Source organism: Streptomyces sp. 8N706, from assembly GCF_052245415.1.
In the GTDB taxonomy this organism is placed as follows: domain Bacteria; phylum Actinomycetota; class Actinomycetes; order Streptomycetales; family Streptomycetaceae; genus Streptomyces.
This window is the reverse complement of sequence record NZ_JBQQBW010000020.1, coordinates 36666-56856: the sequence shown is the minus strand read 5'-3', so window position 1 is coordinate 56856 and position 20191 is coordinate 36666. Positions and strand designations below refer to the sequence as shown.

Genomic DNA, 20191 nt, shown 5'->3' with positions numbered 1-20191 from the left:
CCGGACCGGTTGACGGGAAGTCGTGAAGTTCGATTGTCCGGACAAATGCCGCCGGACGCCGGGCGAGTTGGCCCGGCCCATCGACTACTGCCGGTGGTCCGCCGAGCCCTGCCCTCGGGCGAGCGCGGCGGCGAGGGCGACCTGCGCGGCATGGTCGGCGGTGGTCTCGTCGATCGGCTCTCCGGTGATGAGCATCCGGAAGTAGATCGGGGCGGCGAGGTCCTTGACGATTTCGCCCGGATCGGTACCCACGGGGAGTTCGCCGCGATCGATGGCGCGCGTCACCACCGGTTCGGCCCGCCGGATGCGGTCGTCGAAGACAGCGCGCCGGGCGTCGGCAATTTCCGGTACCCGGACGGCGTCGGAGAGCATCGTGGCGACCACGGCCCGGCCTTCCGGGCTCGTGAGCCAGCCCACGAGCGAGCGCGCGAGCTCCCGCAGGTCCGTCGCCAGGGCCTGAGTGTCGGGGACGGGGATGTCCATCGCGATGCGGTCGCCGAGCGCGTCAACGACCAGGGTGTCGCGGTCCTTCCAGCGCCGGTAGATCGTCGTCTTGTGGACTCCGGCGCGCCGCGCCACGTTCTCCACGGTCAGCGCGGCGTACCCGGCCGCGGACAGCTCCTCGAGCGCCGCGCTGAGAACGGCCGCGCGCACCTTCGCCCCCCGGCCGACGGGCCGGGCGCGGTCGGGACGGGATGCGGACTGCATTGCAACTCCCCGTTGCGTTAGCGACTGACTTCATGACACGCTCAAGCTATCGCAACTTGGAGTTGCGATGAAGCGCTCATCCACCCCGGAGGGGAGATCGTTCGCATGCCCAGGCCCTATCGCTACACCACTCCCGTGACCATGGAGGCCGCCACCGGAACGGTGGCCGCCGTATACGCGCAGATGGAAGCCGACTTCGTTCTCGACGACGGACCGCTGATGAGCCTGTCCCCGGCCCCCGACGTCCTGGCCGCCACCTGGGCACTGTTGAGGGAGGCGGAACTGGCGGGCTCAGCGCCCCGCGCGGACAAGGAAATCGTCGCCACGGCGGTGTCCGTGGCCAACCGCTGCCCGTTCTGCGTGGACGCGCACACGATCCTCGCCCACGCCGCCGGGGACCACCGGATCGCCGAGGCCGTACGCGTGGGCGATCCGGTGGCGGCGCCGGAGCAGGCCCGGCTCGCCGACTGGGCCCGGGCCACCCGGTCGCCGGGAGCCCCGGAGCTGGTCTCGCCCCCGTATCCGCCCGAGGCGGCCGCCGAGTACCTGGGGACCGTGCTGGTGACCCACTTCATCAACCGCATGGTGACGGCCCAGTTGGACGAGGAGCTGTTGCTCGCCCCGCTGCAGTCCTCACCCCAGCTGCGGCGCCTCGTCGGCGGGAAGCTGGAACGCACCGGGTCCGGCAAACCGCGTTCCGGGGAGAGCCTGGACCTGCTTCCCCGTACTCCGGCCGGGCCGGTACCGTGCTGGGCCGGTGACACTCCCATCGGCCCCGCCTACGCGGCACTCGAGGCGGTCGCGGCCGCCGGTGGCACTCTGCTGAGCGCATCCGCCCGGGCGGCCGTACTCGCCGCGGTCGGCCGGTGGGACGGCTCGCACCCGCCTCTGGGCAGTGACGCGCTGGAGGCGCCCCTCGGCGCCCTGGCCCCCGGCGACCGGCCGGGCGCTCGGCTGGCGCTGCTGGCCGCCCTAGGCCCGTACCGGATCACGGACGAGGACGTCACCGCCTGGCGCACCGGACGCACCGACGCGGAGCTGATCCGCCTGCTGGCATTCGGCGCCATGGCGGCGGTCGACCGGATCCAGGGGTGGATCACTGCTGGGCAGAGGGCGGAACCCGACCCCGCTCGGTCATGACCGTATGACGGGTGTGGCCTCAAAGGGTGGTGCCCAGGCACCGTTCACTCCCCTGCGGGCACCACACCTGACCTCACCCCGCTCGGGCACGACCGCATGGCAGCTGTGGCCCCAATGGGGGTACCCAGGCGCCGTTCACTCGCCCGTGGGCACCGAATTTGCCTTCTGCCTGTCGGTTGTCCAGCGGAGCGGCAGCTGCTGGGGGCCGCGGATCAGCAGGCCCGGCCGCCACGTCAGGGCCGCGGGGTGGACGTCCAGGGCGAGGTCCGGACAGCGCTCCAGCAGCGTACGGATCGCGATCCGCGCCTCCAGCCGGGCGAGCGGGGCGCCCAGGCAGTAGTGGATGCCGTGGCCGAAAGCCAGATGACCCCGCGCGTCACGGCGGATGTCGAAACGCTCGGGAGCCGGGAAGCGTAAGGGGTCGCGGTCCGCGTCGGCGACGGCGACGAGGACGAGTTCACCACCGCCCGGAACGACAGTGCCGCCGATGTCCACGGGCTCGGTGGTGAACCGGTACGTCGGTGTCTCGACCGGGCCGTCGTAGCGCAGCATCTCCTCGACCGCGTTGTCGATCAAGGAGAAGTCGGCGCGCAGCGCGGCCAGTTGCTCCGGGTGCCGAAGCAGGGCCAGCACACCGCTGGAGATGAGATTGACGGTGGTCTCGTGTCCGGCGACCAGCAACAGCCAGACCGTGCCGAGCAGTTCTTCCGCGGAGAGCCGGTCACCGTCCTCATCGGTGGTGCGGATCAACGCGCTCAACAGGTCCTCGCCGGGGCGCTGCCGCTTCTGCTCCAGCAGACCGGTGAGGTACTCGGAAGCGGCCGCCGTTGCCTCTCTGCGCGTGTCCAGATCGGGGGAGGTCAACGCGTCGTCGGACCAGCGCCGGAACGATGCCCGGTCCAGGAACGGCACGCCGACCAGCTCGCAGATCACGGACATCGGCAGCGGGAAGGCGAGCGACTTCACGAGATCGGCCCGGCCGCCGGGCTCGGCCAGCATCGCGTCCAGCAGCTCGTCGGTGATCCGCTGGACGCCCGGCGCCAGCGCCTCGACACGCCGCGGCGTGAACTCCTTGGCGACCAGCTTCCGCAGCCGGGTGTGGTGCGGCGGATCGGCGTTCAGCATGTGCGCACCCGTGGGGACACGGGACAGCCCGACGGTGTCCGAGACGTTGTCCCAGTCCTTGGAGAGCCGGGGGTCGGCGAGCGCGGCCCGCCCCTCCTCGTATCCCACGACCAGCCAGGCGTCGGTCCCTTCGGGCATCCGGATCCGGTGCACGGGGCCACGTGCCCGCAACGCGGCATAGAATGGATACGGGTCCCGGGTGAACTCCTCCCCGAGCGCGGCGAGATCGACCAGCACATGCGGTTCGGTCGTCACATGCCCCCCAGAAACTCTCGGTGATCACCCCGTCGGTCCGGTGACGACACCGCAGCGGGGTGGCTGTCCGGCGGATCCTCAGCGTACCGGGAGGAGGGCAGCCGCGCGACGGTACGCTCGGCCGGCGCCCCGTCAGCACCTCACGCCCCTGCCCGGGGCCGGGTCGGGATCCGGCCCCGGGCAGGGGTGAAGTGGTGGCTCAGCAGCCGAACTCGACGCGGTCGAACGAGCGGTAGTGATCTGCGGTGTAGTAGTCCTCCTGGCCGGCATCGCCGGTGACGATGCGCCGGGCGCCGCGGTCGGGCGATCCCGGGGTCTTGACCGTGTACTCGTGGTAGTAGCCGGTGCTCTGGTCGGGCAGGATGCCTTCCCGGTTCTGGAAGACGGTGCCGTCCTGCGGGTACGGGTAGGGGCCGCCCGCCTCGATGAGGTCCAGGGTGTCGTGCGCCTGGGAGGGCAGCTGCGAGGAGCAGATCTCACCGACCGCGGCCGCGGACATCACGGAGCGCTCGACCGCGGAGCGCGCGACCGACGCGTGCGCGACCGGCGACTCGGGAGCCGCCGACGCGGAGGAGGTGAGAACCGGCCCTGCGATGAGGAGGGCCGAAGCGAGGGCGCCGAGGGCGCCGATTCCGGCGAAGCGTGGGGGGATTCGCATGGCACCTAGCATGACGCGCGTAGAGCATGTCATGTCAACGCCAAGTACCCGATATTTTCCGGGAGTTCATATGAGACGGCGTCAGCCGCCGAGCTCCCGGTGACGAGCCGCCAGACGCTGCGCACCCTCGGCCGTCAGGGAGCCGTGCAGCCGCAGCCGCGCGATGCCGCCGTCGGGGAAGATGTCGATCCTGACGTGCGTGGCGGGCGGGGCGGCCGGGTCGAGGACGAACCGGTGCACCGTGTCGGGCTGGAGGCGGGTGCGGGGCAGGATCTCCGTCCACCCCTCGGCGGAGTGGTCGGACGGGCCGGCGCCGCCGTGGGCGTCAAAGGCGTTGACGGCGTCGAAGCCGTAAAGAGCCGCCCAGCCCGCCGCGTTGCCCTTCAGAGAGCCGGTGTCGATCTCGACCGCCCGAATCTCGGCCTGCCCCGCGAGGGCGTAGCGCACCCAGTCGTGGCCGGTGTCCCGGCGGCGGCGGGTCTCCCACCCCTCGTCCATCCTCCTCGGGCGCCCCGGCCGGATGGTGTTGGCGGGCTGGGAGTAGAAGCGGTCGGAGGCGTCCTCCACAGCGCCGCCGTTCTCCAGCGCCACCACGTCGAAGGTGCCGAGCGCGGCCAGCCACACCGGGTCGGGGGCGACCTCGCCGTAAACGCGCAGCCGCGCGATGCCGCCGTCCGGATGCTGCTTGATGCGCAGGTGAGTGAAGCGCTGTTCGACATCGACGGTGAAGCCGTTCGCCGCGTGGCCGCCGATGGCCGTACGGGGCACGAGTCCGGTCCACTTCACCTCCCCCGCGAGCAGGTCCTCCGGTGAGGCCGGACCGTGGACGGCCGTCCCCTCGATGCTCACGGCCTGCGGGTAGTTGCCCCGGAAGTGGGCGGTGTCGACGACGATGCCGCGGATGACACCGGGGGCGCCGAGGCGTACGAGGGCCCAGTCGTGGTCGTCCCCCGCCGGATGGGGCTGCCCGGCGCCCGCGCCGCGCCGCCGCCGCGTCTCCCAGCCGTCCATGATCTTGCCCTTGTGTCCGAAGCGCTCCGGGTCGAAGTGGGCGGGCCCGGGCGTGAGGAGGTTCTCGCGCTCGGCGAAGAACTCGTCGTTGGCAGCGATGACACTCGCGCCGAGACGGCGGTCGGCGAGGTCGACGAGACGGGTGAAGGGGAGGTCGGCGGTGCGGTAGTCGGCGTACGGGTCGCCGCCGCCGTACGGGCGGGCGTCACCGGTGAAACGAGGCGCCTCCGCCGATGCACGCTGGTCCGCGGTCATACCGATCGCTGCCTTTCGAGAAGTCGTCCGGTGGGTTCGGCGGGGGTGCCGTGGCCGGCGATCCGCCGGCCGCGCAGCCAGGTGGACCGTACGACGCCGTACAGGGTGCGGCCGGCGTAGGCGGTGACCTGGTTGCGGTGATGGAGCCGCGCGGGGTCCACGGTGAAGGTCTCCTCGGGGGCGAGTACCGCGAAGTCGGCGTCGCGGCCCGCCTCGATGGCACCCTTCCGCTCCAGCCCGGCCAGCTCGGCGGGGGCGGTGGACATCCAGCGGACGACGTCCTCGATGCTCCGGCCGCGACGGCGCGCCTCGGTCCAGACCGCGGGCAGTCCGAGCTGCAGGGACGAGATACCGCCCCAGGCCTGGGCGAAGTCGCCGGTGTCGAAGCGCTTGAGGCCGGGGGTGCACGGCGAGTGGTCGGAGACGACGCAGTCGATCGTCCCGTCGGCGAGGCCCTGCCACAGTGCGTCCTGGTTGGCGGCCTCGCGGATGGGCGGACAGCACTTGAACTCGGTGGCGCCGTCCGGGATCTCCTCGGCGGTGAGGGTGAGGAAGTGCGGGCAGGTCTCGACGCTGATCCGTACGCCCTCGCTCCGGGCGGCGGCGATCAGCGGAAGCGCCTCGCCCGAGGACAGATGCAGTACGTGGACCCGGGCGCCGAACCGCTTGGCGAGCAGGATCAGCCCTTCGATGGCGGTGTTCTCGGCCTCGCGCGGGCGGGAGGCGAGGAAGTCGGCGTAACGACGGCCGGCCCGCCGGGGCGCTCCCTCGATGAGGTGCGGGTCCTCGGCGTGGACGATCAGCATGCCGTCGAAGCCCGCGATCTCGGCCATGGCCTCCTCCAGCTCGCCGGGAGCGAGCGGGGGGAACTCCTCGACGCCGGAGTGCAGCAGAAAGCACTTGAAGCCGAAGACACCGGCGTCGTGCAGCGGCCGCAGGTCCTTCACGTTCCCGGGGACGGCGCCGCCCCAGAAGCCAACGTCGACACGGGCCGTGCCGCGCGCGACGGTCCGCTTGAGACGGAGGTGTTCGACCGTGGTGGTCGGCGGGACGCTGTTGAGCGGCATGTCGACAAGGGTGGTGACGCCTCCGGCCGCGGCCGCCCGGGTGGCGGTGGAGAACCCCTCCCACTCGGTGCGGCCCGGATCGTTGACGTGGACATGCGTGTCAACGAGGCCAGGGAGCAGGATGTCGTCACCGAAGTCCTCCAGCCGTGCGCCGGCGGGGGGCACGGCGTCGTACGGCAGCACGGACGCGATCCTCCCGCCGGCGACGGCCACGGCCGCGGCGCGCGTTCCCCCGGGGGTGATGACGCGCCGCGAGCGCAGGACCGACGTCACACCGGACCCAGCGGCCTCCTCGGACATCCAGGCTCCTCCTCACGCTCGTCACGGCAGCGGACCATCCGCTCGGAAGCCCGGACACCGGACCGCCGCAGCGCACGAAATTCAACGTTCTGTTGAAGGTTCTGTTGAACGGAGTGTTCACTCCGTGCCGTCACCGGTCAAGACCCCTTCGGGATCAGTGGACCACCCAGGGGGCGGTCGGTCACGGCGACAGACGGTCGGTGACCGGCGAGAACGCAGAGCCAGGGCCGATGTGGAGCCCGAGGGGGCCCGGTAGGCTGCCCTCTTGCCGGTCGTGCCCGCGGCATCCGCCCCGCGGTGGTCGGCTTGTCCGCCTCGAAAGGCCGCCCGCCGCGAGCCGCCCGCCCCGAAAGGAATGCGCCGTGCCGCCGTCCAGCGACAGCACCTCCGCAGCCGCCAAGTCCGCGACCACGGGTGGTGTCCAGTCCCTCGAGCGGGCCTTCGACCTGCTCGAGCGGATGGCCGACGCCGGTGGTGAGGTCGGACTCAGCGAGCTCTCCAGCAGCAGCGGGCTGCCGCTTCCCACCATCCACCGGCTGATGCGGACTCTGGTGGCCAGCGGATATGTACGGCAGCAGCCGAACCGGCGCTATGCCCTCGGCCCGCGGCTGATCCGCCTCGGTGAGAGCGCGTCCCGGCTGCTCGGCACCTGGGCCCGGCCCTATCTGGCCCGACTGGTCGAGGAGACCGGCGAGACCGCCAATATGGCGCTGCTCGACGGGGATGAAGTGGTGTACGTGGCGCAGGTGCCCTCGCGCCACTCGATGCGGATGTTCACGGAGGTCGGCCGCCGGGTGCTCCCGCATTCGACCGGAGTCGGCAAGGCGCTGCTGGCGGACGCCGCCGACGACGAGGTGCGGGCCCTGCTGGGGCGTACGGGCATGCCGGCCGCGACCGAGAAGACGATCACCACGCCCGAGGGCTTCCTCGAGGCGCTGGAGCAGGTCCGTGAGGCCGGGTACGCGGTCGACGACAACGAGCAGGAGATCGGGGTACGGTGCCTGGCCGTCTCCGTACCGAACTCCCCGACGGCCGCCGCGATCTCGATCTCGGGGCCGGCGGGGCGAGTGACCGAGGCGGCGACCGAGAAGATCGTGCCCCTGCTCCAGGAGGTCGCGGCCGAGCTGTCGGTCGCACTCGCCAGCACCGGCACCGGCACCGGTTCGGCGTAGACGGGCGCGCTCACCCGCCTGAGCGCGGGCGCGGCAGGTCTCCGAAGGCGTCGATCTTCCGCCGCATATCGGCCAGGGCCGGGGCCAGTGCGCTCACCGAGCCCAGCGCGCCGGTGACGAGCAGCAGGGAGCGCCGCAGCCGCGGCACCTCCGGGGTCCCGGCGCGCACCATCGCGTCGAGGGCGGCCAGTTCGTCCTCGGCCACGCCGCGGTCGCACAGATCCGCGGGATGGCAGGCGAGTTCCCGGCGCAGCCGGGAGACGGCCGCGCCCAGACCGGCCACCCGCGGGTCCTCGGTCCCCGCTCCCTGGCCGCTGCCTGCCACGGGTCTCTGCTCCACTGCTACGGCACCCTCCACCGCCGCGGTGCCCGTCGGCGTGCCGCGGACCGCTCCCATGCCTCGCATCCGATGTCGCCCCCTCGTCAGCGCTGCCGTCGGCCCCGGGATGCGCTTCCCCCGACGCGAGAGGCCGCGGATCAGTTAACGCCACTCTCCGCACCGAGCGCCACACGGAGGGCGAAATTCAGCCCACGAGGTTGAAGGCCGGGCCGTCCGCTGCGGTATGCAAGGCATATGGCAGCTTCAGCCCCGGACCCGTACGGCGGCGCCCCGGTCGCCGGACTCCTGCTGGCAGCGGGCGGTGGGCGGCGGCTGGGCGGCCGCCCCAAGGCGCTGCTGGACCACCGGGGACGGCCGCTGGTGGAACACGCCGCCGCGGCACTGCGCAGGGGCGGCTGCGGTCCGCTGCATGTGGTGCTGGGCGCCGCGGCCGACGCGGTACGGGCCCGGGCCGGGCTACCGGGCTGCGTCCTGGTCGACAACCCGGGCTGGGCGGAGGGCATGGGTTCCTCGCTGCGGGCAGGTCTGGAGTCACTGTCCGGCAGCGGGGCGCGCGCGGTGGTCGTCCTGCTGGTGGACCAGCCGGGGATCGGCGCGGACGCGGTGGCCCGGGTGGTGGCCGCGTACGGATCCCGGTCGAGCCTGGCCGCGGCGGCGTACGACGGACGGCGGGGCCACCCCGTGCTGTTCGGCTCCGACCACTGGCCGGCGGTGATCGCGAGCGCGGTCGGCGACCGGGGGGCGCGGGCGTATCTCCGGGAGCACGAGGAGGAGATCGCCCTCGTCGACTGCTCGGACATCGCGGCGCCGGACGACATCGACACCCCGGCGGATCTAAGACTTCTGGACTGAAACACGGCAATGCGCCCCGGCAAGGGAACACGGCGACTCGGCCGGACCCGGCCGTCGGCGGGGGTCACCACCAAGACCGTACCGGCGCGTTCGGCCACCGGGGGTGCCCTGACGTCCGCACAGCTTGTACTTCCACCATGAGGAAACTACTATCCACTTCGCAAAAAACCCTGAACCCGGAGCGCGCCCGCGACCGTGCCGCCTCCCCGCGCCAGCCCGTGCCGCTCGCGATCCCGCGGCCTCCGGGCACCGCCCCCTGAATGGAGTGACACCCATGTCCGCACCAGCACCGTCGTCGGCGGCTGTCGTCGAGGCCCGGCCCGTGGAGCGTCAGGGAGAGGTTCTGACCGACGCGGCACTCGCCTTCGTGGCCGAGCTCCACCGCCGGTTCACCCCGCGCCGCGACGAACTCCTCGCCCGCCGCCGGGAACGCCGTGCGGAGATCGCCCGCACCAGCAGCCTGGACTTTCTGCCGGAGACGGCTCACATCCGCGAGGGCGACTGGCAGGTCGCCCCGGCGCCGGCGGCGCTCGACGACCGGCGCGTGGAGATCACCGGGCCCACGGACCGCAAGATGACCATCAACGCCCTGAATTCGGGCGCCCGGGTCTGGCTGGCCGACTTCGAGGACGCCTCGGCCCCCACCTGGGAGAACGTCGTTCTCGGCCAGCTCAATCTGATCGACGCCTCTGAGCGGCGCATCGACTTCACCGACCCCCGGGGCAAGACGTACGCCCTGAAGCCCGCCGAGGAGCTCGCCACCGTGGTGGTGCGGCCCCGCGGGTGGCATCTGGACGAGCGCCATCTCCGGGTGGACGGGCGCGCCGTGCCCGGTGCCCTCGTCGACTTCGGGCTCTACTTCTTCCACAACGCCAGGCGCCTGACGGAGCTCGGCACGGGCCCGTACTTCTACCTTCCGAAGACGGAGTCGCACCTCGAGGCCCGCCTCTGGAACGAAATCTTCGTCTTCGCGCAGGACTACGTAGGCATCCCCCAGGGCACCGTCCGGGCCACCGTGCTGATCGAGACGATCACCGCCGCCTTCGAGATGGAGGAGATCCTCTACGAGCTGCGCGACCACGCCTCCGGGCTCAACGCGGGCCGGTGGGACTACCTGTTCTCCATCGTCAAGAACTTCCGTGACGGCGGGGCCCGGTTCGTCCTCCCGGACCGCAACGCGGTGACCATGACGGCTCCCTTCATGCGCGCCTACACCGAGCTCCTGGTCCGTACGTGCCACAAGCGGGGCGCGCACGCGATCGGCGGGATGGCCGCGTTCATCCCCTCCCGCAAGGATCCCGGGGTCAACGCGGTGGCCTTCGAGAAGGTCAAGGCCGACAAGGACCGCGAGGCGGGCGACGGTTTCGACGGCTCGTGGGTCGCGCACCCGGACCTCGTACCGGTCGCCCGCGCCTCCTTCGACGCGGTCCTCGGCGACCGGCCCCACCAGAAGGACCGGTTGCGCGAGGACGTCCAGGTCACCGCGGACCGGCTCACGGACATCGCCTCGCTCGACGCGAGGCCGACCTCCGCGGGACTGCGCAATGCCGTGCAGGTGGGCATCCGTTACATCGAAGCCTGGCTGCGCGGCCTGGGAGCCGTCGCCATCTTCAATCTGATGGAGGACGCCGCCACCGCGGAGATCTCCCGCTCCCAGATCTGGCAGTGGATCAACGCGGGTGTGGTCTTCGAGAACGGCGAGCGGGCGACTCCGGAGCTCGCCCGCAAGGTCGCCGCCGAGGAACTGGCCGCGATCCGGGAGGAGACCGGCGAGGAGGCCTTCGCGGCGGGCAAGTGGAACGAAGCCCATGATCTGCTGCTCAGGGTCTCGCTGGACGAGGACTACGCCGAATTCCTCACCCTGCCGGCGTACGAGCTGCTCGACTGAGACGCCGACGCGGCGTCAGGCCCCGCTACGCCCCGGCCGACCGGCCGTACCGGGGCCTGACCGCTTTTTCGCGTGTCCAGCGGGTCCGCGTGTCCAGCGGGTCCGCGTGTCCGGCGGGTGCACGCGTGCGGCGCGTCAGCCCGCCACGATCCGTGCGAGCCGCCGGGCCTCGTCCCGGGCGTCGCGGGCGATGGCCTCCTCGTCGGCAGTGGTGAGACGGCCGTCCTCGACGACGGGTTCACCGTTGATGAGCAGCAGGGTCAGCGGAGCGGCGGCGCCCAGGACGAGGGCCGCGACCGGGTCGGCGATCGAGGAGTGGCCGATGCCGTCGAGCCTCCACAGCGCCAGGTCGGCGAGCTTCCCGGCTTCCAGGGAGCCGATCTCCTTCTGACGGCCGAGGACTTGGGCGCCGCCGTAGGTGCCCAGACGCAGCGCCTGACGGGCGTTCATGGCCTTCTCGCCCCCGGCGAGGCGGTGGACGAGGAGGGCGTTGCGCAGCTCGGTGTGCAGCTCGCCGGACTCGTTGGAGGCGGTGCCGTCCACGCCGAGGCCGACCGGCACCCCGGCCCGGAGCATGTCCGGGACGCGGGCGGTACCGGCCGCCAGGCGGGCGTTGGAGGACGGGCAGTGCGCGACGCCGGTACCGGTGCGGGCGAAGGCGTCGATATCGGAGTCGTGCATATGGACGCAGTGCGCCATCCATACGTCCTCGCCGAGCCAGCCGGTGGACTCGAAGTAGTCGGTGGGACCCATCCCGAACAGCTCTTTGCAGAACTGGTCCTCCTCCACCGTCTCCGAGCCGTGGGTGTGCAGCCGTACACCCTTGCGGCGGGCCAGCACGGCGGCCTCGCGCAGCAGTTCGGTGGAGACGGAGAACGGCGAGCAGGGGGCGACACCGATGCGGAGCATCGAGTCGAAGGAGGGGTCGTGGTACGTGTCGATCGCCTCCTCGGTGGCGATCAGTGCGGCCTCGGTGGTCTCGACGGCGAAGTCCGGTGGCAGGCCGCCGTCGGAGGTGCCGCGGTCCATGGAGCCGCGGGTGGGGCTGAACCGTACGCCCATCTCCCGTGCGGCGCGGATCTCGGCACCGAGCAGGTCCCCGGCGCCCCGGGGGAAGACGTAGTGGTGGTCCATGGTGGTGGTGACACCGCCGCGGACCATCATGGCGAGTGAGCCGCGGGCGGCTGCGTGAACCATCTGCTCGTCGATGCGCGCCCACGTGGGGTAGAGCGCGACCAGCCAGTCGAAGAGGTGGGAGTCCTGGGCGAGTCCGCGGGTGAGCCACTGGTAGAAGTGGTGATGGGTGTTGACCAGACCCGGGGTCACCAGATGGCCGGTGCCGTCGACGCGCCGGACGACGTTCCCGAGGCCGGCGGGGGCCTGCCCGGCGCCCACCGACTCGATGCGCTTCCCGGCGACGATCACATGACCCGTGGCGTACTCGGTGTCGTGCGCGTCCACGGTGGCGATGGCGCAGTTCTCGATGACGATGCGCGGTGCTGCCATGGCTGTTCCTCGTTCCGGTCGCGCTGGGCGGCACACGCGCCCTAGGGGTTGGTCAGGTCGTCCGGGATCCGGGCCTCGGCGCCGTCGCGCAGGACGGTGGCCTCGATCAGGCCGTAGGGGCGGTCCGCCGCGAAGTAGACGGCCCCGTCGGCGGTGTCGTTCTTCAGCCCGAACGGCTCGAGGTCCACCAGGAAGTGGTGCTTGTTCGGGAGGGAGAGCCTGATCTCGTCGATCTCCGCACGGCCGGTGATGACCCGGGAACCCATCTCGTACAGGGTCTGCTGGAGCGAGAGGCTGTAGGTCCCGGCGAAGGCCTGGAGCAGATGCTCGCGGGAGCACGCGTACGAGGTGTCCCAGTCGGGCATCGGCTCGTCCTCGTCCGTCCAGCCGTAGCGCCAGCGGGCGTGGACGTCCGTGGCGAGGACACGGTCGTATGCCTCCTTCAGCGTGGTGTACCGGTCCTTCGCATAGCCCCAGAACTCCGAGTCGGTGGAGTTCAGCACCGTGAGGTCCTGGAGGCCGGAGACGACCTCCCAGGCCGAGCCGTCGAAGGTGATCTGCGTGGTGCGGGTCTCCCGGCCGTTGCGGACGAAGGAGTGCCCGGTCTCCTCGGGACCGCTGGGGCCGGACCCGGCACCGGAGGTCCCGATCCGGTCCCACGCGTACTCCTCGATGCGGATACGCGCACGCCGGATCGGCTCCTGGCCGGTCACGAAGTGACGGGCCAGATGGATGCCGAACCGCTCGGCCGACTCGATGCCGTGCTCCTTGGCGAAGGCGAACACGGTGTTCTTGGTGGTGTCGGTCGGCAGCACGTTGGCGTTGCTGCCGGAGGTGTGCACCTCGTCCATGTCGCCGGAGAGGGCGACGGAGACGTTGAGGTCCTTGATGTGGTGGGTGGCGCCGTCCCGCTCGATCCTGACGACGCGGGTCTCGGCCTTGCCGTACTGGTTCCGGCCCAGGACCACCGGGCGGGCGGGCGGCTGAGAAGGTGACATGTCGGTGCTAGCTCCCTCGGTATACGGAGTAGCCGAACGGGTTGAGCAGCAGCGGTACGTGGTAGTGCTCGCCCGGTTCGACGGCGAAGACGATCGCCACCTCCGGGAAGAAGGCTCCGCCGGCCGGTGCGCGGGGAGCTTCCTGCCGGCCCCCGGCCGGCCGGTCGTGGCTGTCCCGGCGCGCGAAGTACGGCCCGACGTCGAAGAAGAGCCGCGCGTGGCTCGTCCCCTCCGGCAGGGCCGGAAGGTCCTTGCAGCGCCCGTCGTCATCCGTCCTGGAGGTCCCGTGGGCGGACCAGCCGGCGTCGCCGCCGCTCGTCCCGGCCCCCCGGACGGACAGCCGGACGGCGACTCCCCCGGCCGGGCGTCCGATGCTGGTGTCCAGGATGTGGGTGGACACCGAGGCGGTGCTGCCGTTGCTCATGCCGGGGATCCTTCGTCTGCGAGGCGGGCCAGCCGGATGCGGTTGATCCTGCCCAGCTGGTCCCGGACGATCTCGCGCTCCCGTTCCGGCGTGTTGCCGATCCGGGCCCGGGCCGCGTCGCGCATCTGCTCGCCGGTGAGACCGGTCGCGCAGATCAGGAAGACATGCCCGAACCTCTCCTGGTAGGCCAGGTTCAGCCGGAGCATCTCCGCTCCGAGTTCCGCGGTGGCCGCGGCCATCCCGCTCTGCTCCCGGGAGGAGGCGGGGTCACCCGGTCGGGGCTGTCCGATGGGCGGATGGCCCGCCATGGCCTCGGCCAGGTCCTCGGTGCTGAGAGCGGCCATGGCGGCGTCGCTCGCGTCGAGCAGCGCGTCGACCGTGGCGTACGGGCGCCGGGCGAGCACCGCGCTCCCCCACGCCGTACTGGCGCACACCTCGTGCAGTGCGGCTCGCGCCGCGCCGTCCTCCGAGGTGTTGAACCGCGCGAGCCCCGGTGACGGGGCCGAAGGCGTCGAAGGGCTCGAAGAGGTCGAGGTCACGGTGCTGCCTCCGCGGGATGAGTCGGGCAAGCCCAGCTAACGCCCTCCCCCGATATCGCGTCAACATTTTGTTGAAGCAATCTCGCGAAAGACAGGCCATGAGTGGCGTCAGCGGCCGCCCTTCGGGGCGTTCTCCCGGTTCAGGTAGTTGTAGACGGTGAAGCGGCTGACCCCCAGCGCGCCGGCCACGGTCTCCACGCCGTGCCGTACGGAGAACGCACCGCGCGCCTCCAGTGTCCGGACGACGGACTGCTTCGTCCTCCGGTCCAGCTGGGAGAGCGGCACACCGTGACGGCGCTCCAGCTCGGCCAGGATGTGGTCGAGGGAGTCGGACAGATGGGGCAGCCGTACGGCCAGCACGTCCTGCCCCTCCCAGGCCAGCACGACATCGTCGCCGCGGGCCAGCTCCGGGGCCACCATCTCCCCGCCCAGGGCGTCGACGAGCGGCTTGACCGCCTCGACGAACGGGTGGTCCGCGGGCCCGGTCACGCCTCGCCCTCCCCGACCACATTGACCTGGAGCGTGACCCGGGTGGCTCCCGCCTCCAGGGATTTGCGCAGCAGCGCGTCGACCGTGGTCAGCACGGCGTCGGAGGCGCCCTCCGCGGTGTTGCCGAACGGGCCGACGTCGACGGCGTCCAGCTCGGCGGCCTGGACGACCTCCCGCGCGACCACCGCATGAGGCGGCGCCTCGTCGAGGTCGAACGGCTCGGTCGTGAACTCCACCCTCAATCGGACCATGCTCACCACGGTAGCGCCACCGGCCTGCGCCTCCTCCTGGCCGTGGAGCCGCAGCGGGGCCGCGGATGTCGGGGCTGCGAACAAATGAGCAGACTCTCTCCCCAACGCCGCACGCTTCGTGGACGATGGAGCGGACAACCCCCCTACAGAACCGTGCTGGAGCCAACCATGGCAGAGAGCGTGCCGGTGCACTGCCCGGCGTGCCGCCGCGAGCACTCCTACACTCCGCCCACCTTCCCCTGCGCCTGCGGGGCTCCGGTGATCCTGCGCGTACGGCCGGACACACCCGCCGAGCCGATGGGCCACCACACGTGGGAGGAGGCCTGGGTGACGGTCCGCTGCCGGTCCTGCGACAGGGAGGACCAGTGGCCGCACCCGGAGTTGGGCTGCCCCTGTGGCTGCGTCCTGCGTCTCGCGGTCGCACGTCAGCAGGGCAGGTCCGCGTCCACGGCGCCGGCGCAGGACACCACCACGGGCACCGCCGGGCCGGGCGCCGCCCCGGCCCGTACGCAGGCGCACTCCTCGGCCGTACTGCGGCCCGCGTTCCGGCCGGTGACGATCCGTACGAGCCGGGACGCGGTGTCCGCGGCGGCGCAGTATCTGCGGTGGCTGGGCTTCCAGGAGGTGCTGGAGGCCGAGGACCGGCGCACGTCCGGGGTCGCCGTGCGGGGCAGGGGCGTCGTCGCCCAGGTGGATCCCACCACCCGGCCCTCCACCCTCCGCGATGTCGAATGCCTGTGGCTCAACGGCCTCAGCGACTCCGCGGAGAGTGTCTTCTTCTCCCTCGCCGGCTACCGCCGCGACGCCCGCTGCCGCGCCGACGAGTTGCATCTCCCGCTGTTCGTCATGGACCTCACGGGTACGCCGCAGCCGGTCAACGACGCGGCGGACGACCTCGTCCGCATGGGTGCGTGAGCAGGGCCCCGTCACGTCCGGGTGAGTCTCATGCCCGGGTGAGCCGCTCGGCGAACCGCTCCCGCAGTTCGATCTTGCGGACCTTGCCGCTGACCGTCATGGGGAAGGCGTCGAGGATGCGCAGATGGCGCGGGACCTTGAAGTGGGCGAGCCGCCCCCGGCAGTAGCGGTCGATTTCGTCGAGGTCGAGGGTCTGTGCCGGGTCGCGGAGGATGACACAGGCCAGGATCTCCTCGCCGTACTTCTCGTCCGGCACACCCACCACCTGCACATCGGCGATCTTCGGGTGGCGGTGGAGGAACTCCTCGATCTCGCGCGGATAGACGTTCTCACCACCACGGATGATCATGTCCTTGATACGGCCGACGATCTGCACATAGCCGTCCTCCCGCATCACCGCGAGATCACCGGTGTGCATCCACCGGCCCGCGTCGATCGACTCGGCCGTCTTCTCCGGCTCCTCCCAGTAGCCGAGCATCACCGAGTAGCCCCGGGTGCACAGTTCGCCCGGCTCACCGCGCGGTACGGTCAGCCCGGTCGCCGGGTCGACGATCTTCACCTCGATGTGCGGCAGCACCCGGCCCACGGTCCCGGTGCGCCGGTCCAGATCGTCCTCGCGCCGGGTCTGGGTGGACACCGGCGAGGTCTCCGTCATGCCGTAGCAGATGGACACCTCCGCCATGTGCATCTCGGCGATGACCCGCTTCATCACCTCGACCGGGCACGGGGACCCGGCCATGATCCCGGTGCGCAGCGAGGACAGGTCATAGGTCGCGAAGTCGGGCAGTCCGAGCTCGGCGATGAACATCGTGGGTACGCCGTAGAGCGAGGTGCAGCGTTCGCGCTCGACGGCGCTCAGTGCGGCCTCCGGGTCGAAGGCGGGCCCCGGGATGACGATGCAGGAGGCGTGGCTGGTGGCGGCCAGATTGCCCATGACCATGCCGAAGCAGTGGTAGAAGGGCACGGGCAGACAGATCCGGTCGCGCTCGGTGTAGCCGACCATCTCCCCCACCCAGTAGCCGTTGTTGAGGATGTTGTGGTGGGAGAGGGTGGCGCCCTTGGGGAAGCCGGTGGTGCCCGAGGTGTACTGGATGTTGACCGGGTCGTCGCAGCTGAGCTCGGCGGCACGGGAGGCCAGCCGTTCGCGCGGGACCTTCGCGCCCGCGGACAGGAGTCCCTGCCAGGTCGGATCGCCGATGTAGATGACATCGCGCAGCGCGGGGCAGTCGGCGCGGACCTGCTCGACCATCCGCCGGTAGTCGCTGGTCCGGTACGTGGTGGAGGAGACCAGCACCTCGATACCGGCCTGCCGCAGCACATACTCCAGTTCGTGCATCCGGTACGCCGGGTTGATGTTGACCATGATTGCGCCGATGCGCGCGGTGGCGTACTGGACGAGGACCCACTCGGGGCAGTTGAGGGCCCAGATGCCGACCCGGTCGCCCTTGCGGACTCCCTTGGCGAGCAGACCGAGCGCCACGTCGTCGACGGCCCGGCCGAACTCGGCGTAGGTCCAGCGCTGTCCGGAGGCGACGTCGACCAGGGCCTCGCGGCCGGGGTGCGCCGCGATGGCGCGGTCCAGGTTGACGCCGATGGTGTCGCCCGTCAGCGGACCGGTGCCGGTGCCGCTGGTGTAGGAGAGCTCGGTCATGTGTGGTCCCCTTCGCGGTATTCGGCGGTGCTTCCCTGGGCAGTACGCTCACGCAGCTCGATCCGGCGGATCTTGCCGGAAACCGTCTTGGGCAGTTCGGCGAACTCGATCCGGCGGATGCGCTTGTACGGCGCCAGCGTCTCCCGGGAATGCGCGAACAGGGCCTTCGCGGTCCCGGGACCTGGCTCCCAGCCCTCGGCGAGCACGATGTACGCCTTGGGCACGGCCGCCCGCAAAGGATCGGGGGCCGGTACGACAGCGGCCTCGGCGACCGCCTCGTGCTCCAGCAGCGCGCTCTCCAGCTCGAAGGGCGAGATCTTGTAGTCGGAGGCCTTGAAGACGTCGTCGGCGCGCCCGACGTAGGTGATGTAGCCCTCCTCGTCGCGGGATCCGATGTCGCCGGTGCGGTAGAGGCCGCCCGCCATCGCCTCGTCGGTACGCTCCGGATCGCCGTGGTAGCCGGTCATCAGACCCACCGGGCGCGAGGAGAGGTCGAGGCAGATCTCCCCCTCGGTGCCCGGCGCACCGGTGGCCGGGTCCAGCAGGGTGACGGTGAAGCCCGGGGTCGGCCGCCCCATGGAACCGGTCTTCATGGGCTGGCCCGGGGTGTTGGCGATCTGCACGGCGGTCTCGGTCTGGCCGAAGCCGTCCCGGATGGTGACGCCCCACGCCTCCCGGACCCGCTCGATCACCTCCGGGTTGAGCGGTTCACCGGCGGCAACGGCCTCGCGCGGCGGTGTGCGCAGCTGGGTGAGATCGGCCTGGATGAGCATCCGCCACACGGTGGGCGGGGCGCAGAAGCTGGTGACCCCGGCGCGGTCCATCTCCGCCATCAGCCGGCCGGCGTCGAAGCGCGTGTAGTTGTGGATGAAGACGGTCGCCCCGGCATTCCAGGGGGCGAAGAGATTGCTCCAGGCGTGCTTGGCCCAGCCCGGCGAGGAGATGTTGAGATGCACGTCCCCGGGCCGCAGCCCGATCCAGTACATCGTCGCCAGATGGCCGACGGGATAGGAGAGATGGGTGTGTTCGACGAGTTTGGGCCGGGCGGTCGTGCCGGAGGTGAAGTAGAGCATCAGGGGATCGGTGGCGCGGGTGGGCCCGTCGGGTTCGAAGGCCGCGGAGCTCGCGTACGCGTCCTCGTAGGGGAGCCAGCCCGGGACACCGGGGCCGACGGCGATCCGGGTGTAGTCGCCGGGCACCTCGTCGAACTTGGCGGTGTCCTCGGCCCGTACGACCACGTGCCGGGCCCGGCCGCGTTCGATCCGGTCCGTCAGGTCGAGCGGCCCGAGGAGCGGGGTCGCGGGGATGACCACCGCCCGTAGCTTCATTGCCGCGAGGGCGGTTTCCCACAGTTCGGCCTGGTTTCCGAGCATGACGACGATCCGGTCGCCGGCCCGTACTCCCTGCGCGCGCAGCCAGTTCGCCACCCGGTCCGACCGGGCGGACATCTCGGCGAAGGTGAGGCGGGTCTCCGAGCCGTCCTCCTCGACGATGTGCAGAGCGGGACGGTCGTCGCCCTCCGCGATCCGGTCGAACCAGTCCAGCGCCCAGTTGAACCGCTCCGGCCGCGGCCAGCGGAACCCGGCGTACGCCGCCTCGTAGTCCTCCCGGTGCCGCAGCAGAAAGTCCCGGGCCTCCCGGAACTCATCCGTCGCACTGGTTGCGCCCATGTGTCCTCCTCATTGCCGGACCACTGACTAGCATCGTGTAATCAGTGACCTGGGTCTCACTACCCCCGGACGGGGGTGAAGGGGTTGGCCGTGGCGCAGACGGGCGAAGCAGTCGAGGTCGGAGCGGCGCTGCTCAGCCTGCGCCGCACCAGCGGCCTTCCGGTCGCGTTCGGGGGGCTGCTGGAGGACGGCCGGTGGTTGCGGATCCGCCAGCTGACCGGCACGGAGACGGAGTCGCTGCGCGGGCTGACGGTGGCGACGGGCAATGGGCTGGGCGGCAAGTCCCTCGCCCTGACCCGGCCCCTGGCGGTGGCCGACTACCGCGCCTCCCGCACGATCAGCCATGAGTACGACGCGGCGGTGGCGGCGGAGGGCCTGCGGGCCGTCCTGGCGGTGCCCGTGGTCGTACGGCGCCGGGTGCGGGGCGTGCTGTACGGGGCGCTGCGCGAGCGGCTGTCCCTCGGCGACCGCACGCTGGCAGCGGCGGTGGAGGCGGCCCGCGAGCTGGAACAGGCGCTGGCCGTCCGGGACGAGGCCCAGCGGCTGCTGGCCGTACACCCCCGCGCGGACGGGGGCGGCGAAGGGCCGGTCGCATGGGAGGAGGTGCGTGCGGCGCACGGCGACCTCCGGGCGCTGGCGCAGCGCGTGGCCGATCCCGCGCTGCGCGAGCAGATCCTCGGCGTCTGCGGCCGGCTGGCCACCGCGGCCGACGGCCATCCGCGCTCCCGGGCCGACCGGGCCCCGGCCGTCCGGCTCACCCCGCGGGAGCTCGATGTGCTCTCCTGCGTGGCCGCGGGCACGACGAACGCGGGGGCTGCGCAACGGCTGGGGCTGCGCCCGGAGACCGTGAAGGGCTATCTGCGCTCGGCGATGCGCAAGCTGGGCGCCCGTACCCGCCTGGAGGCGGTGGTGACGGCCCGCCGCGCGGGCCTGCTGCCGTGACAGGCACCCACCGCGCGGGCCCGCTGCCGTGACGG

At 71.6% G+C, this 20191-nt stretch carries 20 protein-coding genes; 6 read left to right on the top strand and 14 right to left on the bottom strand.

The genetic code is table 11. The annotated features are described in order from the left end of the window. Nucleotides 1-84: 84 nt before the first annotated feature. Nucleotides 85-708 carry a TetR/AcrR family transcriptional regulator gene (locus ACTWQE_RS10745; protein ID WP_443328635.1) on the bottom strand — a complete coding sequence of 208 codons (624 nt, stop codon included), beginning with the start codon at nt 706-708 and terminating at the stop codon, nt 85-87. Nucleotides 709-813: 105 nt separating this feature from the next. On the opposite strand from ACTWQE_RS10745, the gene ACTWQE_RS10740 reads away from it, so the two are divergent. Next, nucleotides 814-1848: a carboxymuconolactone decarboxylase family protein gene (locus tag ACTWQE_RS10740; RefSeq protein ID WP_443328634.1), complete on the top strand. Its 1035-nt coding sequence runs from the start codon at nt 814-816 to the stop codon at nt 1846-1848. 135 nt (nt 1849-1983) lie between these two features. On the opposite strand, the gene ACTWQE_RS10735 is transcribed toward ACTWQE_RS10740, so the two are convergent. The 4 genes from ACTWQE_RS10735 to allB all read right to left on the bottom strand — a co-directional run bounded on the left by ACTWQE_RS10735 (nt 1984) and on the right by allB (nt 6519). After that, nucleotides 1984-3228 carry a cytochrome P450 family protein gene (locus ACTWQE_RS10735; protein WP_443328633.1) on the bottom strand — a complete coding sequence of 415 codons (1245 nt, stop codon included), beginning with the start codon at nt 3226-3228 and terminating at the stop codon, nt 1984-1986. A 199-nt stretch (nt 3229-3427) separates the two neighbouring features. Next, nucleotides 3428-3886, bottom strand: coding sequence for a ribonuclease domain-containing protein (locus ACTWQE_RS10730; protein ID WP_443328632.1), 459 nt, complete (start codon nt 3884-3886; stop codon nt 3428-3430). 81 nt (nt 3887-3967) lie between these two features. Next, a complete protein-coding gene (alc, locus tag ACTWQE_RS10725) occupies nt 3968-5152 on the bottom strand; it encodes an allantoicase (protein WP_443328631.1) in 1185 nt (394 codons plus the stop codon). Beyond that, nucleotides 5149-6519, bottom strand: coding sequence for an allantoinase AllB (gene allB / locus ACTWQE_RS10720; RefSeq protein WP_443328630.1), 1371 nt, complete (start codon nt 6517-6519; stop codon nt 5149-5151). Before allB ends, alc begins: the two co-directional genes overlap by 4 nt. A 362-nt stretch (nt 6520-6881) precedes the next feature. Between allB and ACTWQE_RS10715 the strand changes: the two genes are divergently transcribed. Continuing rightward, nucleotides 6882-7691, top strand: a complete 810-nt coding sequence (locus tag ACTWQE_RS10715; RefSeq protein ID WP_443328629.1) for an IclR family transcriptional regulator — start codon at nt 6882-6884, stop codon at nt 7689-7691. Nucleotides 7692-7701: 10 nt separating this feature from the next. Here the strand turns inward: ACTWQE_RS10715 and ACTWQE_RS10710 are convergent, their stop codons facing one another. Then, nucleotides 7702-8016 (bottom strand): DUF5955 family protein, encoded by a 315-nt coding sequence (locus tag ACTWQE_RS10710; protein WP_443328628.1) that lies wholly within the window; start codon nt 8014-8016, stop codon nt 7702-7704. A gap of 249 nt (nt 8017-8265) precedes the next feature. Between ACTWQE_RS10710 and ACTWQE_RS10705 the strand changes: the two genes are divergently transcribed. Continuing rightward, nucleotides 8266-8883: a nucleotidyltransferase family protein gene (locus ACTWQE_RS10705; protein WP_443328627.1), complete on the top strand. Its 618-nt coding sequence runs from the start codon at nt 8266-8268 to the stop codon at nt 8881-8883. A 274-nt stretch (nt 8884-9157) separates the two neighbouring features. Continuing rightward, nucleotides 9158-10771, top strand: a complete 1614-nt coding sequence (gene aceB, locus ACTWQE_RS10700; protein WP_443328626.1) for a malate synthase A — start codon at nt 9158-9160, stop codon at nt 10769-10771. Nucleotides 10772-10906: 135 nt separating this feature from the next. On the opposite strand, the gene ACTWQE_RS10695 is transcribed toward aceB, so the two are convergent. From ACTWQE_RS10695 to ACTWQE_RS10670, 6 genes are all read right to left on the bottom strand, one after another. After that, nucleotides 10907-12277 carry an 8-oxoguanine deaminase gene (locus ACTWQE_RS10695; RefSeq protein ID WP_443328625.1) on the bottom strand — a complete coding sequence of 457 codons (1371 nt, stop codon included), beginning with the start codon at nt 12275-12277 and terminating at the stop codon, nt 10907-10909. 41 nt (nt 12278-12318) lie between these two features. Continuing rightward, nucleotides 12319-13275: a factor-independent urate hydroxylase gene (pucL, locus tag ACTWQE_RS10690; RefSeq protein ID WP_443328624.1), complete on the bottom strand. Its 957-nt coding sequence runs from the start codon at nt 13273-13275 to the stop codon at nt 12319-12321. Between the two features lie 7 nt (nt 13276-13282). Further along, a complete protein-coding gene (gene uraH, locus ACTWQE_RS10685; RefSeq protein WP_443328623.1) occupies nt 13283-13699 on the bottom strand; it encodes a hydroxyisourate hydrolase in 417 nt (138 codons plus the stop codon). Continuing rightward, nucleotides 13696-14238: a 2-oxo-4-hydroxy-4-carboxy-5-ureidoimidazoline decarboxylase gene (gene uraD, locus ACTWQE_RS10680; RefSeq protein ID WP_443328622.1), complete on the bottom strand. Its 543-nt coding sequence runs from the start codon at nt 14236-14238 to the stop codon at nt 13696-13698. The genes uraH and uraD overlap by 4 nt, the downstream gene beginning before the upstream one ends. A gap of 108 nt (nt 14239-14346) precedes the next feature. Continuing rightward, nucleotides 14347-14727 (bottom strand): helix-turn-helix domain-containing protein, encoded by a 381-nt coding sequence (locus ACTWQE_RS10675; RefSeq protein ID WP_443328621.1) that lies wholly within the window; start codon nt 14725-14727, stop codon nt 14347-14349. Next, nucleotides 14724-14978, bottom strand: a complete 255-nt coding sequence (locus tag ACTWQE_RS10670; protein ID WP_443328620.1) for a hypothetical protein — start codon at nt 14976-14978, stop codon at nt 14724-14726. Before ACTWQE_RS10670 ends, ACTWQE_RS10675 begins: the two co-directional genes overlap by 4 nt. 168 nt (nt 14979-15146) lie before the next feature. Here ACTWQE_RS10670 and ACTWQE_RS10665 point away from each other — a divergent pair, with 168 nt between their 5' ends. Next, nucleotides 15147-15893: a hypothetical protein gene (locus ACTWQE_RS10665; protein ID WP_443328619.1), complete on the top strand. Its 747-nt coding sequence runs from the start codon at nt 15147-15149 to the stop codon at nt 15891-15893. Between the two features lie 28 nt (nt 15894-15921). On the opposite strand, the gene ACTWQE_RS10660 is transcribed toward ACTWQE_RS10665, so the two are convergent. Beyond that, nucleotides 15922-17544: an AMP-binding protein gene (locus tag ACTWQE_RS10660; protein ID WP_443328618.1), complete on the bottom strand. Its 1623-nt coding sequence runs from the start codon at nt 17542-17544 to the stop codon at nt 15922-15924. Then, entirely contained in the window at nt 17541-19214 is a 1674-nt protein-coding gene (locus tag ACTWQE_RS10655; RefSeq protein WP_443328617.1) for an AMP-binding protein, read from the bottom strand. Before ACTWQE_RS10655 ends, ACTWQE_RS10660 begins: the two co-directional genes overlap by 4 nt. 90 nt (nt 19215-19304) lie before the next feature. Here ACTWQE_RS10655 and ACTWQE_RS10650 point away from each other — a divergent pair, with 90 nt between their 5' ends. Next, entirely contained in the window at nt 19305-20156 is an 852-nt protein-coding gene (locus tag ACTWQE_RS10650) for a response regulator transcription factor (RefSeq protein ID WP_443328616.1), read from the top strand. Nucleotides 20157-20191: the final 35 nt, after the last annotated feature.

What these genes read in the sequence shown, in the direction of transcription:
- allB (WP_443328630.1), bottom strand. Translation starts at nt 6,519, where the DNA reads ATGTCCGAGGAGGCCGCTGGGTCCGGTGTGACGTCGGTCCTGCGCTCG.
- pucL (WP_443328624.1), bottom strand. Translation starts at nt 13,275, where the DNA reads ATGTCACCTTCTCAGCCGCCCGCCCGCCCGGTGGTCCTGGGCCGGAAC.
- ACTWQE_RS10730 (WP_443328632.1), bottom strand. Translation starts at nt 3,886, where the DNA reads ATGCGAATCCCCCCACGCTTCGCCGGAATCGGCGCCCTCGGCGCCCTC.
- ACTWQE_RS10665 (WP_443328619.1), top strand. Translation starts at nt 15,147, where the DNA reads ATGGCAGAGAGCGTGCCGGTGCACTGCCCGGCGTGCCGCCGCGAGCAC.
- alc (WP_443328631.1), bottom strand. Translation starts at nt 5,152, where the DNA reads ATGACCGCGGACCAGCGTGCATCGGCGGAGGCGCCTCGTTTCACCGGT.
- ACTWQE_RS10655 (WP_443328617.1), bottom strand. Translation starts at nt 19,214, where the DNA reads ATGGGCGCAACCAGTGCGACGGATGAGTTCCGGGAGGCCCGGGACTTT.
- ACTWQE_RS10740 (WP_443328634.1), top strand. Translation starts at nt 814, where the DNA reads ATGCCCAGGCCCTATCGCTACACCACTCCCGTGACCATGGAGGCCGCC.
- ACTWQE_RS10705 (WP_443328627.1), top strand. Translation starts at nt 8,266, where the DNA reads ATGGCAGCTTCAGCCCCGGACCCGTACGGCGGCGCCCCGGTCGCCGGA.
- uraH (WP_443328623.1), bottom strand. Translation starts at nt 13,699, where the DNA reads ATGAGCAACGGCAGCACCGCCTCGGTGTCCACCCACATCCTGGACACC.
- ACTWQE_RS10695 (WP_443328625.1), bottom strand. Translation starts at nt 12,277, where the DNA reads ATGGCAGCACCGCGCATCGTCATCGAGAACTGCGCCATCGCCACCGTG.
- ACTWQE_RS10660 (WP_443328618.1), bottom strand. Translation starts at nt 17,544, where the DNA reads ATGACCGAGCTCTCCTACACCAGCGGCACCGGCACCGGTCCGCTGACG.
- ACTWQE_RS10745 (WP_443328635.1), bottom strand. Translation starts at nt 708, where the DNA reads ATGCAGTCCGCATCCCGTCCCGACCGCGCCCGGCCCGTCGGCCGGGGG.
- aceB (WP_443328626.1), top strand. Translation starts at nt 9,158, where the DNA reads ATGTCCGCACCAGCACCGTCGTCGGCGGCTGTCGTCGAGGCCCGGCCC.
- ACTWQE_RS10670 (WP_443328620.1), bottom strand. Translation starts at nt 14,978, where the DNA reads ATGGTCCGATTGAGGGTGGAGTTCACGACCGAGCCGTTCGACCTCGAC.